A 13,053-nucleotide genomic window follows, 5' to 3' on the forward strand; every position below is an offset into this window, starting at 1 on the left:
GCTGGCTCATTTCGTCGTCACCACGCCGGCGTCCTGGATCACCTTCGCCCATTTCCTGATGTCGGCAGCGATGAAGTCGCGGAAATGCTCCGGCGTGTCGCCGGCCAGCGTCAGGCCTTGCTCGGCGAGCTTTTGCTTGACGATCGGATCGGCCATCGCCGCGGTGGCGAGCTGGTTCAGCCTTGCGACGATCGCCTGCGGCGTTCCGCCCGGCGCGACCATGCCGTACCAGTTCTCGATGATCAGGTCGGGCATGCCGGCTTCCGCCGTGGTCGGCACGTCGGGCGCGGTCGGCGCGCGTTCGCGCCCACCGAGCGCGATTGGCCGCAGCGCACCCGCCTTGATCTGCGGCAGGATCACCGGCAGGTCGAGGAAGGTCATCTGCACCTGCTGACCCAGCAGGTCGTTCACCGCCGGCGCGGCACCGCGATAGGGCACGTGCACGATGTCGATCTTCGCCGTCAGCTTGAACAATTCGCAGGCGAGATGCGGCAGGCTGCCGGGGCCGGAGGAGGCGAAGTTGAGCTCGCCCGGCTGCGCCTTGGCGAGCGCGACCAGTTCGTTCATGTTCTTCGCCGGCACGTTGGCAGCGACCACCAGCATCTCCGGCACCGTCGCGACCAGCGTCACCGGCGCGAGGTCATTCAGCGTGTCGTAGGCGACCTTCTCCATGCTCGGGCTGATCGCCAGCGCGCCCGCGCTCGCGATCGCGACCGTGTAGCCGTCGGGCGCCGCCTTCGCGACTGCGTCGGTGCCGAGCACGCCACCCTGGCCGGCGCGGTTGTCGACGATGACGGGTTGCCTTGCGAGCTCCGAGATCTTCTGCCCGATCACCCGTGCGATGATGTCGTTCGGCCCGCCGGGCGGGAACGGCACGATCAGCCGGAGCGGCTTGGTCGGGAAATCCTGGGCGAAAGCGGCGACGGGCGCGAGAAGCAGGAGAAGGGCTGCCAGCAGCCTGCCGCACATCGTCATGTCGCCCATCCCTGACTTTTCTGGTTGCGGTCAGGATGGGCGCAGATCAGTTGCCCGGCAACTCAAGAATCAGGCCAGGAACTCAGGCGTTCAGCAGCTTCATCGCCGCTTCGTGCACGCGCGGGTCGCCGGCCGCGATGATCCGGCCGCCGCTTTGCGCCGGCTTGCCGTCCCAGGTGGTGACGACGCCGCCGGCGCCGGTGACGATCGGGATCAGGCCGGCAATGTCGTAGGGCTTCAGCTCGGTCTCGACCACGAGGTCGAGATGGCCGGCGGCGAGCATGCAATAGGAGTAGCAGTCGCCGCCATAGCGCGACAGGCGCGCCGCGTTCTCGATGCGGCCGAAGCGGGCGCGGTCATCCGGATTCATCAGCAGCGGGCTCGTGGTGAAGACGGTCGCCTCCTTCAGCGAGGCGCAGCGCCGCACCGAGAGCCGCCGTTCGCCCGACGGGCCGGAGTAGTGCGCCGAGCCGTTGTCGCCCGAGAAGCGCTCGCCGATATAGGGCTGGTGCATCATCCCGAATACCGGCGTACCTTTGTGCAGCAGCGCGATCAGCGTGCCCCAGATCGGAAAGCCGGCGATGAAGGATTTCGTGCCGTCGATCGGATCGAGCACCCAGACATAGTCGGCGTCCTCGCGCTCATTGCCGAACTCCTCGCCGACGATGCCGTGCTGGGGGAAGTTCGACTTGATCAGCCGCCGCATCACGGCTTCCGCCGCCCGGTCGGCTTCGGTGACCGGATCGAAATCGTTCGAACTCTTGTTGTCGACCGAGAGCGAGGTGCGGAAGAAGGGCAGGATGGTTTCGCCGGATGCGGTCGCGAGGCGGCCGATGAAGGCGGTAAAGTCGATGACCGTCACGGCATGTCCCTGAACTGCGCAAACGACGCGGTAGAAATCGGATGCGTTCTTGCCTAGCTCAATCCGGCGCGGCGCGCACGGTTAACGGAGTGTTATCCAGCCCGACGACGCGGTTCCGGACTTTCGATTTGGCTTCGGATTCGAAAGCGCGCCGGGTCTCGGCCTCGATCACGAAGTTGCGAATTCTGGTATACAAGCTATGCGCGGAGCGCCGACCGATCGGGACTTCCCTTGTAAGATATTGATCCTACATACGGAAAGCCGCTCCTGCCGGCCTGTTGCAGTTTCGCCAGACTTTCCAACATTACCCAAGAAATGTTTCGAAAGTTCTTGCGTTTTGTGCAGCGCGGTCGCATATTGTTGCGGTGCGGTAGCGCCTCGCGCTATCGCTGCCCTCCTTGGGCGTTTCCTCCCTAGACTTGGGCCGCTTGTTCATTCAAGCGGCCCTTTTTTCTTGGGCCGTCGTTTCCGCAAGTGAACTGAGAATCCAGTTCGGCGCTTATCGCGCCGCCACTTGAATTCTTGGTTCATGACTTCGTCGGGATCGCAGTGCCCGACGAAGGATTGATTACTCCGCAGCCGCCTGGAACGGGCCGAGATCGCCGAACGGGATTTTCGCGAGCGCATCCGCCAGACTGGCGAAGTCGGCGGCCACCTGCGCGAAACGCGGCCCGCGCTCGCGGCGCCGCTCATCCATATAGACCGCGCGGTTGAGCTCGATCTGCACGGTGTGCAGGCCACTCGCCGGGTTGCCGTAATGCTCGGTGATGAAGCCGCCGGCATAGGGCTTGTTGCGGCCGATCGAATAGCCGAGCGAGCTCATGATCTCCTCGACGAGGTCGGGCAATAGCGGCGCGCAGCTCGTGCCGTAGCGGTCGCCGATCACGACGTCGGGCCGGCGCGGCTCGTCGCGCGACACGCCGACCGACGGCATCGAGTGGCAGTCGACCACGATCACCGCGCCGAACGCCTGGTGCGCCTTGTTGATCAGGCGGCGCAGCGCGCGGTGATAGGGCTTGTAGAGCACCTCGATCCGGCGCAGCGCCTCGTCGACGTCGAGCCGCTCGCGATAGATCTCCTGGCCGTCGCCGACCACGCGCGGGATGGTGCCGAGTCCGCCGGCCACCCGCATCGAGCGCGTATTGGCGAAGCTCGGCAGCCGCCCGGTGAACATCCGCGGGTCGAGCTCGTAGGGCTCGCGGTTCACGTCGACATAGGAGCGCGGGAAGTTGACCCGCACGATCGGAAAGCCGCGATCGCTGAGGCCCGCGATCAGCTCGTCCATGAAGGAATCTTCGGAGCGGCGCAGCGACACCACATCGATTCGCGACGCCTCGAGGAATTCGGCCGGGTAGACCGAGCCCGAATGCGGGGAATTGAAGATGATGGGCGCGCGCCAGGCCTGCGGCTCAACGATCTCGAACGGGGGCGACAACTCGCCAGCAAATTCGGTCATTCCCTTGGCGCCGTCCCTTGCGTCCGCCTCGCCCGCAACAACTGAGTGTGCCGGAAAAGCGGAGATTTATGGGCAGACATTGTCGGTAATCGCGATCATTCTGCCAAGTGAAAAGAGTGTGGTTTCGGTTGGAACGCGTCTTAAAAGCAGCAAATGCGGCACCCGGTTGATTCGATGTCCGGTTCAGTCCACAAATGGGTGGCGCGCATTTGCCGCTGGCTTGACGCAAATTTCACCCGAAATTTACCGTCTGTCGGGCTAACTGTTCGGACTGCTCCTCAAGCCGGATTCGACGATTCCTGCCATGCCGAAAATACTTCTCGCCGAAGACGACACCGATATGCGCCGCTTCCTGGTCAAGGCGCTCGAAAACGCGGGTTTCAAGGTCTCGCCGCACGACAACGGCATGTCGGCCTACCAGCGGCTGCGCGAGGAGCCGTTCGAAATGCTGCTCACCGACATCGTGATGCCCGAGATGGACGGCATCGAGCTGGCGCGCCGTGCCTCGGAACTCGATCCCGATATCAAGATCATGTTCATCACCGGCTTTGCCGCGGTGGCCCTCAATTCCGATTCGGAGGCGCCGAAAAACGCCAAGGTGCTGGCCAAGCCCGTGCACCTTAGGGAATTGGTTAGCGAAGTGAACAAGTTGCTGGCGGCCTGATTCGCCAAAAAACCTTCACTTTGTATCCTTGCCTGCCCCGCCGCCGTCCGTTATAGGGACCCGATCCAAATACGCTTTGGGTGCGTAGCTCAGCGGGAGAGCACTACCTTGACATGGTAGGGGTCACAGGTTCGATCCCTGTCGCACCCACCACTTTTGAAAGTTGGTTCAGTCACTTAACTGGCCTCCTTTTTCGAGTGAATAAGCCTGATTGGAGATTTTGCGCGTAGTTTGCGCGCTGACAGCGGACGTTGGGTGTGTCGCTGCAGCTCCTCGATGATCTCTTCAGTTGCGCGTCGCGCATCATCTAGAAAGTCCGGATCGTGGTGTTCGTACCAATTGGCGGCGGTGCGTCCATCGTCGTGGCCGAGCCATACGTCGCGCTGCTCCTTCGATACAGGCGGCTTGGCGCGGCGAACCGCGGTCGCCATGAAGTGGCGGATCGTGTACTGCGTGAACTGAGGAAGGCCGCAATCGACCGCATGCCGCTTGAACGTCCGCTTCATCGTAGTGATGGGCTGATCGTCCCACGTCATCGGGGCGGACTGGTCCCAATGACGCAGCCAATCCCTAAGGTTCTCAGTTAGCCTGATCTTGGGCCGATGCTTCTTGGTCTGGCGCCTGCCGGGAGGGTTGAGATCAACCAATCCAAAGTTCCACTTGATCTGCGAATCAGTTCGGAGATCGAGGATCGCTTCCGGGCGCGCCCAGGTATTGAGAGCCATGATCACAAATCGAAACAGGTTCTCCTGTCTTGCGTCGATCGTGTCTATGAAGTGGCCGAGTTGTTCGAGCGTCGGCAACCAGTTGCGAGGCTCCGAATCGGGGACGGCAGTTAGTTCCGCGACGTCCTTCGCCTGCGTGTAGACGCGCGGAGCGCTGTCGAGCAATAGAACCTCTTCTTCTCTGCCGAAGCCGTCGCGGACGATCTGGACCTTGCAGGAAAACTTGAAGGCCGCCGATATGACCGAGAGGTTGCGCGCGATCGTGCCCGCGCCGTGGTCGTATTTATCGACGCACCAACGCATGAACTCCTTCTGACGCAGCGGGGAAAAGGCAGCGACACGCACCTTCGATCCCATCTTCTCTCGCGCGAACTCGGTGACTAGCTGGATAGCGCGAAAGGCCGGCTTCGCTGATGGCTTTTGCTTGACGTCGTTCTCGTAATAGAAGTCCAGCGGCTGCACGAGCAGCACCGAATCTGCGGATCGGCTTCCTGTCACTGGCGCGTTGCCAGCGAGATCTATCAATCGTTTTTGCGCTTCGGCGAGAATTTTTGTGTCAAGACTCTTTCGACGAGTTCGTCGTCCGCGCTGGTCCCACCAGTTGGCGTAGAGATAGTCCGAACCAGCGACACGACCGATCCAGTAACCTCGATATTCCCAGATCCGTTTTGCGGCTGGCATGGAGTGATCTTTCGGTTGAGATAGTTTGCCACTGACACAGGATCATAAAGGATGACGCCCTTTTTCCCGGTTGCGTATTCGATTTGGCCGTTGCGCCTGGCCTCACGGAGCTCGCGCACGCCCAACCAGCGCGAGAACCGTTTGCAGACCTCCGCCTCTGTTAGGTAGTCTTCGAACTGTGCTAGCGGAGACGATCCGATCACGACGCCGCCTCCGCACAAGCCATCGCAGGCCGCCAAGCTTCGGGATCGCGCACCCACGCCTCGATCTCTGACCGGCGATAGACGCTGCGCCGAGTGGACAGCTTTATCCGCTTGGGAAATCGCTGCCGGCGCTCAAGGCGCCTACGCGTAATGTCTGAGAGATGGGAAAGATCGTCGACCGCGTCGATCTCAATGAATGGGTCGCTATCAACCATGGCAGGAATCCTCTCCCAAAAAAGCTCATCGCTCGGTTAGCTCCCGATCAATGAATTCTCTTTTTTGGAGTGCCCCACACACCCGCCGTTGACGCTCCAATATCTGCTTGCGGCGCAGACTGATCGCAATGGAAATCACCAGTCATCAACAGGCCGTCCACGATATTCCTCTCTATGATCGCAGTCACGCGCGCGTGAAATGCGTATATCGAATGATCGTTTGCCCTTCGTTTTGGAGTTGCCCGCCGGTGATGGGACCGGCGGGCCACTTAAACTTTCAGATCCAAGCCGTCGCCCAGTCGGGAAGGTCGGGAAGCGGCTTTTCGAGCAAGCCGGCGACCAGCACGCCGAGGACCACGCCCTCGATGGCCCCGTCGGTGAACTCGACGTTGTTGCCGTCCCATTCGAAATGGAGGACCGCTGAGGCTATCGCCCGCATTCCCTCGACTGTCGTGGGGCGCATCGTGATCATGCGGGCGAACATTGCTCGCAGTTGATCCATGGAGTCATTAAACGCAGCATCCGCCTCAGTGAAGCCCGCGGCCTCATCCGCAGCATCAACAGCGGCAACGTATGCGTCCCGCGCCGAGGCGCCGCGTGAAACAGCGTCAAGATACGTTCCTGGCGGATATGACCGGCGGGCGATCTCGACTAGGCGGGAGGCTTCATCGTTGGCGGCATCGCGGAGGCGCGCTATTTCAATGAACCGGTGGCCGAGCTCGATCAGCTCGGCATCCGGGTTTGCAAGCGGTGTAGTTGTTGCCGCAGCAGGAGCGGCTGCGGTAGCCGCTATGAGCTGCAGGCTGAGCCTTCGGGTTACGGGCTTCATGCTAACCCTCCCCGCCAGTAGTCCTCGGTGCCGACCTGCTCGAGTAGGCCGTCGCGGTCACCGATGCCGGACTCGGCGGGGTCGCGCTCTAGATCGCGACGCCCGCCCGCGCCCCATACTTCTTGGCTCTGGTCGTGGTCCAGACTGCCCAAGCTCGGCTCGGTATCCCCGCCGTCCTCATCGTCGGCGCCGTCCAGTTCGCGGTCATCCCCGCTGCCTCCGGACCAGGCACTAGACCGCCCTTCGAGCCAGCCCAGCCACGGCTCGTCATCGTCTGGCTCCCTCTCCATGTGATCGTCGGTGTCGTCGAGAAACCGGATTAGTCGGTCGATCTCGTCCCTGGCCTCCCTGCGGAGGCGGCCTATAGCGACGAATAGTTCTTCGGGGGAAACGCCGGTCTTGAAGTAAAGCGCGTTAGCGAATGCCGCGGCGCCGGGCATAGCTATGCTATGCTCTGGATTAACCTGAGCCATGAAACACCTCATAGTTTGGGCCAGGCCTGTCGACGTGCTTCCAACACGATCGGCGGGCCGCTTGTTTTTCAAGCTTGAATAGCGTATTGCTTAAATGTGAAAAATGCAATACGAAAAACGCCAGGCGGAAGACGTCCCGGCGCCGGTCGTCCGGCGACAGGTGTGGATCCCTCGCGTACGTTCCGCCTCTCAGACGAGTTCATGGCAAACCTTGATGCATGGGCCGCGCAGCAGCCGGACAAGCCCACTCGCTCCGAGGCCATCCGCCGGCTGGTGGAGATCGGGCTAAAGTCAAAGTGACGACAAGCAACCTTGAACAGGGGCGACCAATTGGTTGGCAAACAAGCGAGCTCTTTTCGTTCATCGAAGAATGCTGGAACAACTCGCTAGCGACCGTTGGAAATAGGGGCATTGCCTGCCAACGGCTCAGCGAGATTGATGAACTATTCCTGTCGCTGCAACAGCGATTAAAGCCGGCAGTCATTGATGAATTGGTGCCAGCTTTGCTGTTCATGCGTGCATTTGTCTCGTATCGCGCAAGCATTATGGTGTTGCTCAGTCTGCCGACCGACGGTTTCCCATTGCTTCGATCGAGCCTAGAATATTCAGGCTATGCGCTGCTGATCAGAAACGAGATAAAGCTGGCAGAGGTCTGGCTGCAACGCGACGATACCGAGCAGACAAAAAAACTTGTGCGCGATTCATTCACCCTCAGACGCATTCGGAGCGCGATTTCATCGAAGGACGAAAAACTCTCCGAGATCTACCAAGGCCTTTATGAGCGCACGATCGATTGGGGAGCGCACCCTAATGAGAAGGCCTTAACTCCTTCATTGGTGCGAGATAGCTTCAATCGGACGAGCAAGCAAATCCAGTTCAAAATGCTGGGGGAAAGCGGTGCCTCTCTGGAGCACGCGTTGAGAACGGCCGCGCAGGTGGGCGTCTGCGCAATTAAAATCTTCACACACGCCATTAGTACTCTTTCAACTGACGATACGACTCAACGTATTGAGCAACTGTCGAGCGGACTCTAACAAAGGCCGCGTTCCTAAATCGGCTGTCGGTCGGAATTATCTGGGTGGCAAGGGCGACGTGCTCTCCACCGTAAATTCACGGGCTGAGACGCACGCGGCGCCAGCTTCCCCGCCCGCCAAGGTTGCGGTAGGCTCTGATTTTTCAGACGGCGACCTCAAAACCCCAATTGATTCGATGTGGTGAGCCCGTCTTTGCCAAACGACTTTGCGTGCCAACGTACAAGATAGTTCTGAGGTGTTTTTATGGATTTGAAGCCGGGCGTACTGGGCGGCGCGATCTTGATCTTAGCAGCCCTCGGCTGTGGTGTATGGATATTGAAGCCGCGAGATATTGAATGTGCAGGTGCTGAGGCGCGCGCATTGGTCGCTCAAATCGCAACTGAAAATCAAGCGGCCTTGGATGAGCTCATTACGCAATACGTCCGAGCCAATTCCACTCCAAAGCTATCGCAAGCGCCTAAATCGGCCGAACGCATTGCGGCCGAGAACCGTATAGCAGCTTTGAAAGAGGCCGTAGCCAAAGCGAATCGGGAGTGGATCGACAGTGTGCGCCCTGGCGGGCAAGGATCTCCACAAGTTTTGAACTCTGGAAATCAGGTCCTAAATGTTCCGAGGCCAAACAATGATGCCTCACGACGCGCAACTCTAGTGAGACAGGACCTTTTCATCGCGCAACGAAACTATGATTTCGCTTATGGCGAGGCCGATCGCGCTGCTCGTGCAGCAGATGATAAGGCCGATGCTGCTAATCGCGCAGCGGCATCTGCGACCTTACGAAATGAGGTCCGCTATACACTAGATGACGTTCGCACCACAGATAAGAATCTGGTGGGAGCATTAACCTGCGCCGCGACGCTGAATGCCAAGGCTGGCAAATACGATTGGACTTTGCCGATCACCTTTAAGGTTGAGCAAACCTCTGATCGGAAGCTCTATGTAACCGTCTACGGATTGAAGAAGTTTTAGTCCGGAAGCGTGTCATGTTGGAATTGACCGAGGAAAAGGTCTTAAAGGCGCTTCCGAAAATCGTGAGGCCGCTTGAGAAATATCTGTGGCTCCAAAGCCGAGCAGCGGAGCTAAAAAATCCCGAAGTCGACGAAGAGTTTTGCCGACGGTTTAGCGGCTTCTACAGGTTGCGGGCGCGAGACGCAGCTTGGCGCCGGGCCTATTTCGCTCTGATGGGCGAGGTGCGAGGTACCGCCCCTGATTTCCGCACCTGTCTGACTCGGCTCCATGCCATGACCGGCAGGGTGGAAGCTTCGTTCGCGAGCAAATTGCTCGCGACGCTTAATCCGACGTTGCCGGTTCTTGATAGTGTCGTGCTCGGGCATCTCTCGCTGAAATTGCCTGCATGGAATGCGACCGACCGCATTGAAAAGTCTGCGGCTATATACGGGCGCCTCACCGATAGGATGGTCGAGTATGTGCACTCGGCGGGAGGCGGCAGCATGATCGCCGCGTTTCGCGGCTATTCCGATGATTTCCGCCGGGCCGCTGTGACTGACATGAAGATCGTCGATCTCGTACTTTGGCAGATGAGATAGCGGCGCGATCCATGGATGAAGTCGAATCGATGTCGCTACCGGCCTTGCGATTTAAGAGTCAATCGGATTAACGCGCTGGTTGAGTGTTGCGGTTCTGCGCAACTTGCCCCACATCATGAGCGGCTGCTGGGTGAGGGGGTCTTTTCGGTTTAGGAGCCACCCTATACGAGCGCCTTACGCCCACGCCGATTGCAGGAGCAGAGGAGCGACCAAAATGGCTGATAACCTGAAGAAGCGCGGATCGCCTGATAGCAAGACGATCAACATGAATGAGGAATGGGAGAAGGAGTATTGGAAAAAGAAGCTCGACGTATCTGGGCAACAACTAGCGGGTGCAATCCGAGCCGTCGGAAAATCCGTCGCAAAAGTAAAAAAGTACCTAGATGATAAGTGAGCCCCAGGTGAATGCGACAGTCGGCCGTTGAACTGTTCTTAGGAGCGTTATTCGCTACGGCACTTTGGGCGATAGCAGCCATGTTTTTTGGAGAACCGCTAAATCTGAGGGATGTGGCTGGGCCGGGCGCCACTGTGTTTGCCGCGGGAATGGCAGGTTGGATTTGGGTTCCAACCCTCGGCGGAGAGCCTTCACTATTTTCTCAAACCGGACAACATGGCTTGGCCGCCTGCGCGTCTGCAAGAAAAGGGGGAGGATACGAGCGCCTTCTACAAGCGCTTCGGTAAGAGAATGGATCGGTCGCGCAATGCCGCGCTAGCATTCGCTGCAGCGTCTGCATTCTTTTTTATGTTAGGAGCTCTCCTCGTATTGCGAGCTGTCGTTCGTTGAAGAACCAAAGGACGCCCTCGCTCATCGGGTTATATTGCGACTCAGTAGATTTGTAGGGGGAATAATGGACCCATGGGCTTTCGGTTGGAGCCACGTACTCACCATCGTTGGCTTTTTTGTTACCATCAGCATTGCAATCTTCGGATTTCGAACATTCCATCGCTGGAAGCGAGAGAGAATCGAGGAGAAGCGCATTGACATTGCAATCGAGGCGCTCGCTCTCGCATACGATTGCCAAGAGATTTTTGAAGTCATCCGAAACGCGGGCACCCTCGGACACGAATACGCGGATATGCCGCGGCGGGAGCACGAGGACGAAAGTCAGTGGCACCAACGCGGTCCGTTCTATGCAGTCTTGAAGCGGATGCAGGCGCAAGCGGACTTCTTCGAGAGGCTTGCGAAGCTGCGACCGCGGTATATGGCTCTCTTCGGCGTACCGGCGGCCGATAGCTTTAAGTTGATCAGGGAGGCCCGAGCATTCATAGTCGTCTCCGCGCAGCATCTCTGCTACCGCCCATTCGTCGGGCCGAATGCCCAGGAACTTCGTACTCAAATGGAGTGCGACGTTTGGGACGGCCTGGCTGAGGTGTACCTCGCAGACTATCCCGACGTGAACCGCGTTGATGTTCGAATCAGACAGTTTATCGAGGACACGGAGCGGCGCTGCCGTCCGATCATCGACCGCACTTACGCTGCAGAGAATAACAAGCGTTGGTGGCGGTGGCCCATTCTCGGTTAGGTCGACGAATTTCAGCCCTCCCAAACTCAGTCGACACGCTCTTTGCTGCCGGCCTGATCGCCCATTAAGAAAGCGTCCCAACCGATGAGCACCGACCTTCCGCCGGTAGCAGTCTGCACCAAGTGCGGCGACATCACGTTTCGGGCTGAGCGGATCAACAATCAATGCGGCAGGAAGCCGGGTGGCAAGCGCTGCAATGGCATTTATGGCAGCGCCCTCAATAATGACGATTGGGCGAGGTGCAGGTCTTGCGGCGGATCGGGCCGCGAAGTCGGCGCTACTTGTCCCGCATGCCAGGGATCAGGCTGGAGCTTTGTACGCCGCCGCTAATCAGGGCCGAGGCAAAGCCTCCAGCAGGCCTGGTTTCTCAGAAAAGGCCGCGCGCAGGCTTGTGGAGCATGCCCGCGCGTTCGAGCCGGCCCAGGATAGCCGCTCCATATTGAAAAGATCAACTATCCGGGTTCTACCAGGGACAAAAGGCGACGCGGGCGGAATACTGGGTCGGCTTGGAGTACGCTAAGGATCAAGGCTGGCTCGAGCTGTTCGGGCTGATCGCAGCGACCGAGCCAACATGCATCCTTACCGGATCAAGGGAGAAGCTCGCATGATGAGCCCAATCGGCATGGTCGAGCATCTAACGGGAGAAACGGCCGACGACTGGCCAAATCTCGGTCGATACCGAGATAGCAATGCCGCGATAACGGCCCCGTTGCGCGCGGTGTTCATCGGGGATTCTCTCACCGAAGCATGGCCTCAAGTCGATCCGGAGTTGTTCTCCAACGGGATCGTTGGGCGCGGCATCGCCGGGCAGACCACGCCTCAGATGCTGTTGCGCTTCATGGCAGACGTCGTCGCACTCAGACCCAGGGTTGTTCACATTCTGTGCGGCTGCAATGACATCGCCGGCAATACCGGCCCGACGACCTTCCGCGATTATCAGAACAACGTGTTGGCGATGCTGACACTTGCCGATGCGCATGGCCTGCGTGTGATCCTTGGCAATTATGCCGATTACGACCAGTTCGCATGGGCGCCAGACGTCGATCCCAAACCTTGGATCCGGCGCATGAATGCATGGATCGAGGATACCGCAAGAATACGGGGATGTATCTTCGCCGACTATCGAGCTGCACTCGGAGAGCTGGATGACGCCAGAAAGGCGGCCATCATGCCTGATGGTGTCCATCCCAATGCCGCCGGTTATGCCATGATGCGGCCCGTCGCGCTTCGAGCACTTGACCGAGCCCTTGAACAGGCTGGCTAGCGGCGCCTCGCAGACCTTGAATCCAGACGAGCAGCGCTACTATGATGCTCTTTTATTGAGCAAACAATTTTCGATGACGAAATGAAGCATAGCTCTGGGCTAGATGCGATCAGGGGCGTTGCAATCGGGCTGGTGCTGATCAGGCACCTATTTGTCGAAATATACCCCGACAGTCTGTTGGCGAAGTTGTTCGTCTTGAGTGCATGTGGCGTGGATCTATTTTTCGTGCTGTCCGGCTTCCTGATTGGAGGAATCCTGATGGATAATCGAGACAAGCAAAACTACTTCGAGATCTTCTACGTGCGGCGCGCTCTACGCATCCTCCCACTGTACGCCCTTCTGGTCATTCCAATCTGCAACTTGGTCGGCGAGCCACTACTTCCCTTTCTCACATTCACGCAAAACTTTCTTTGGGCGGATGGACGAGTCGGCAATCCTCTTACCGTCATCACATGGTCGCTAGCGGTCGAAGAGCAGTTTTACCTGGTCCTGCCAGCGATTGGTTCGGTTTTGGCCAACTGGCCGACTGCTCCATTTGATTGTTGCACTAATCTGCGCCGCGCCGATCGCTAGGATCGTACTCAATCATGCCTATGGCGACACTG

The 13,053-nt window shown here is 59.0% G+C and carries 15 protein-coding genes and 1 tRNA gene; 9 read left to right on the top strand and 7 right to left on the bottom strand.

The window, feature by feature from the left end; all coding sequences use genetic code 11:
- Positions 1-6: 6 nt before the first annotated feature.
- From ACVWYP_RS10905 to ACVWYP_RS10915, 3 genes are all read right to left on the bottom strand, one after another.
- Positions 7-984: a tripartite tricarboxylate transporter substrate binding protein gene (locus ACVWYP_RS10905; protein ID WP_304498617.1), complete on the bottom strand. Its 978-nt coding sequence runs from the start codon at positions 982-984 to the stop codon at positions 7-9.
- Between the two features lie 73 nt (positions 985-1,057).
- Positions 1,058-1,837, bottom strand: a complete 780-nt coding sequence (hisN, locus tag ACVWYP_RS10910; RefSeq protein ID WP_038384338.1) for a histidinol-phosphatase — start codon at positions 1,835-1,837, stop codon at positions 1,058-1,060.
- Between the two features lie 568 nt (positions 1,838-2,405).
- On the bottom strand, positions 2,406-3,293 hold the full coding sequence (locus ACVWYP_RS10915) for an N-formylglutamate amidohydrolase (protein WP_304498618.1): 888 nt from the start codon (positions 3,291-3,293) through the stop codon (positions 2,406-2,408).
- Positions 3,294-3,597: 304 nt separating this feature from the next.
- Here ACVWYP_RS10915 and cpdR point away from each other — a divergent pair, with 304 nt between their 5' ends.
- Both cpdR and ACVWYP_RS10925 read left to right on the top strand, forming a co-directional pair.
- A complete protein-coding gene (gene cpdR / locus ACVWYP_RS10920; RefSeq protein WP_016843340.1) occupies positions 3,598-3,957 on the top strand; it encodes a cell cycle two-component system response regulator CpdR in 360 nt (119 codons plus the stop codon).
- Positions 3,958-4,035: 78 nt separating this feature from the next.
- Positions 4,036-4,110: transfer RNA gene (locus tag ACVWYP_RS10925), tRNA-Val, on the top strand.
- A 23-nt stretch (positions 4,111-4,133) separates the two neighbouring features.
- Here ACVWYP_RS10925 and ACVWYP_RS10930 read toward each other — a convergent pair.
- The 4 genes from ACVWYP_RS10930 to ACVWYP_RS10945 all read right to left on the bottom strand — a co-directional run bounded on the left by ACVWYP_RS10930 (position 4,134) and on the right by ACVWYP_RS10945 (position 7,083).
- Positions 4,134-5,363, bottom strand: coding sequence for a site-specific integrase (locus tag ACVWYP_RS10930; protein WP_304498619.1), 1,230 nt, complete (start codon positions 5,361-5,363; stop codon positions 4,134-4,136).
- 199 nt (positions 5,364-5,562) lie between these two features.
- The gene (locus ACVWYP_RS10935; protein WP_304498620.1) at positions 5,563-5,781 is read right to left on the bottom strand and encodes a helix-turn-helix transcriptional regulator; all 219 of its coding nucleotides are present in this window, start codon (positions 5,779-5,781) and stop codon (positions 5,563-5,565) included.
- 277 nt (positions 5,782-6,058) lie between these two features.
- Positions 6,059-6,610 (bottom strand): hypothetical protein, encoded by a 552-nt coding sequence (locus ACVWYP_RS10940; RefSeq protein WP_304498621.1) that lies wholly within the window; start codon positions 6,608-6,610, stop codon positions 6,059-6,061.
- On the bottom strand, positions 6,607-7,083 hold the full coding sequence (locus ACVWYP_RS10945; protein WP_304498622.1) for a hypothetical protein: 477 nt from the start codon (positions 7,081-7,083) through the stop codon (positions 6,607-6,609). Before ACVWYP_RS10945 ends, ACVWYP_RS10940 begins: the two co-directional genes overlap by 4 nt.
- A gap of 218 nt (positions 7,084-7,301) precedes the next feature.
- On the opposite strand from ACVWYP_RS10945, the gene ACVWYP_RS10950 reads away from it, so the two are divergent.
- From ACVWYP_RS10950 to ACVWYP_RS10980, 7 genes are all read left to right on the top strand, one after another.
- A complete protein-coding gene (locus tag ACVWYP_RS10950; RefSeq protein ID WP_304498623.1) occupies positions 7,302-8,117 on the top strand; it encodes a hypothetical protein in 816 nt (271 codons plus the stop codon).
- A gap of 243 nt (positions 8,118-8,360) precedes the next feature.
- Positions 8,361-9,083: a hypothetical protein gene (locus ACVWYP_RS10955; protein WP_304498624.1), complete on the top strand. Its 723-nt coding sequence runs from the start codon at positions 8,361-8,363 to the stop codon at positions 9,081-9,083.
- A gap of 14 nt (positions 9,084-9,097) precedes the next feature.
- Positions 9,098-9,661: a hypothetical protein gene (locus ACVWYP_RS10960; RefSeq protein WP_304498625.1), complete on the top strand. Its 564-nt coding sequence runs from the start codon at positions 9,098-9,100 to the stop codon at positions 9,659-9,661.
- A 214-nt stretch (positions 9,662-9,875) separates the two neighbouring features.
- The gene (locus tag ACVWYP_RS10965; RefSeq protein ID WP_304498626.1) at positions 9,876-10,055 is read left to right on the top strand and encodes a DUF3606 domain-containing protein; all 180 of its coding nucleotides are present in this window, start codon (positions 9,876-9,878) and stop codon (positions 10,053-10,055) included.
- A 454-nt stretch (positions 10,056-10,509) separates the two neighbouring features.
- Positions 10,510-11,184 (top strand): hypothetical protein, encoded by a 675-nt coding sequence (locus ACVWYP_RS10970; RefSeq protein ID WP_304498627.1) that lies wholly within the window; start codon positions 10,510-10,512, stop codon positions 11,182-11,184.
- A gap of 604 nt (positions 11,185-11,788) precedes the next feature.
- Positions 11,789-12,448: a GDSL-type esterase/lipase family protein gene (locus tag ACVWYP_RS10975; protein WP_304498628.1), complete on the top strand. Its 660-nt coding sequence runs from the start codon at positions 11,789-11,791 to the stop codon at positions 12,446-12,448.
- Between the two features lie 81 nt (positions 12,449-12,529).
- The gene (locus tag ACVWYP_RS10980) at positions 12,530-13,021 is read left to right on the top strand and encodes an acyltransferase family protein (protein WP_456684103.1); all 492 of its coding nucleotides are present in this window, start codon (positions 12,530-12,532) and stop codon (positions 13,019-13,021) included.
- Positions 13,022-13,053 lie beyond the last annotated feature (32 nt).

Source organism: Bradyrhizobium sp. USDA 3262, assembly GCF_054060035.1.

Coding starts and splice junctions, on each gene's coding strand:
- ACVWYP_RS10905 (WP_304498617.1), bottom strand. CDS start 984: ATGGGCGACATGACGATGTGCGGCAGGCTGCTGGCAGCCCTTCTCCTG.
- ACVWYP_RS10915 (WP_304498618.1), bottom strand. CDS start 3,293: ATGACCGAATTTGCTGGCGAGTTGTCGCCCCCGTTCGAGATCGTTGAG.
- cpdR (WP_016843340.1), top strand. CDS start 3,598: ATGCCGAAAATACTTCTCGCCGAAGACGACACCGATATGCGCCGCTTC.
- ACVWYP_RS10930 (WP_304498619.1), bottom strand. CDS start 5,363: ATGCCAGCCGCAAAACGGATCTGGGAATATCGAGGTTACTGGATCGGT.
- ACVWYP_RS10935 (WP_304498620.1), bottom strand. CDS start 5,781: ATGGTTGATAGCGACCCATTCATTGAGATCGACGCGGTCGACGATCTT.
- ACVWYP_RS10940 (WP_304498621.1), bottom strand. CDS start 6,610: ATGAAGCCCGTAACCCGAAGGCTCAGCCTGCAGCTCATAGCGGCTACC.
- ACVWYP_RS10945 (WP_304498622.1), bottom strand. CDS start 7,083: ATGGCTCAGGTTAATCCAGAGCATAGCATAGCTATGCCCGGCGCCGCG.
- ACVWYP_RS10950 (WP_304498623.1), top strand. CDS start 7,302: ATGGGCCGCGCAGCAGCCGGACAAGCCCACTCGCTCCGAGGCCATCCG.
- ACVWYP_RS10955 (WP_304498624.1), top strand. CDS start 8,361: ATGGATTTGAAGCCGGGCGTACTGGGCGGCGCGATCTTGATCTTAGCA.
- ACVWYP_RS10960 (WP_304498625.1), top strand. CDS start 9,098: ATGTTGGAATTGACCGAGGAAAAGGTCTTAAAGGCGCTTCCGAAAATC.
- ACVWYP_RS10965 (WP_304498626.1), top strand. CDS start 9,876: ATGGCTGATAACCTGAAGAAGCGCGGATCGCCTGATAGCAAGACGATC.
- ACVWYP_RS10970 (WP_304498627.1), top strand. CDS start 10,510: ATGGACCCATGGGCTTTCGGTTGGAGCCACGTACTCACCATCGTTGGC.
- ACVWYP_RS10975 (WP_304498628.1), top strand. CDS start 11,789: ATGATGAGCCCAATCGGCATGGTCGAGCATCTAACGGGAGAAACGGCC.
- ACVWYP_RS10980 (WP_456684103.1), top strand. CDS start 12,530: ATGAAGCATAGCTCTGGGCTAGATGCGATCAGGGGCGTTGCAATCGGG.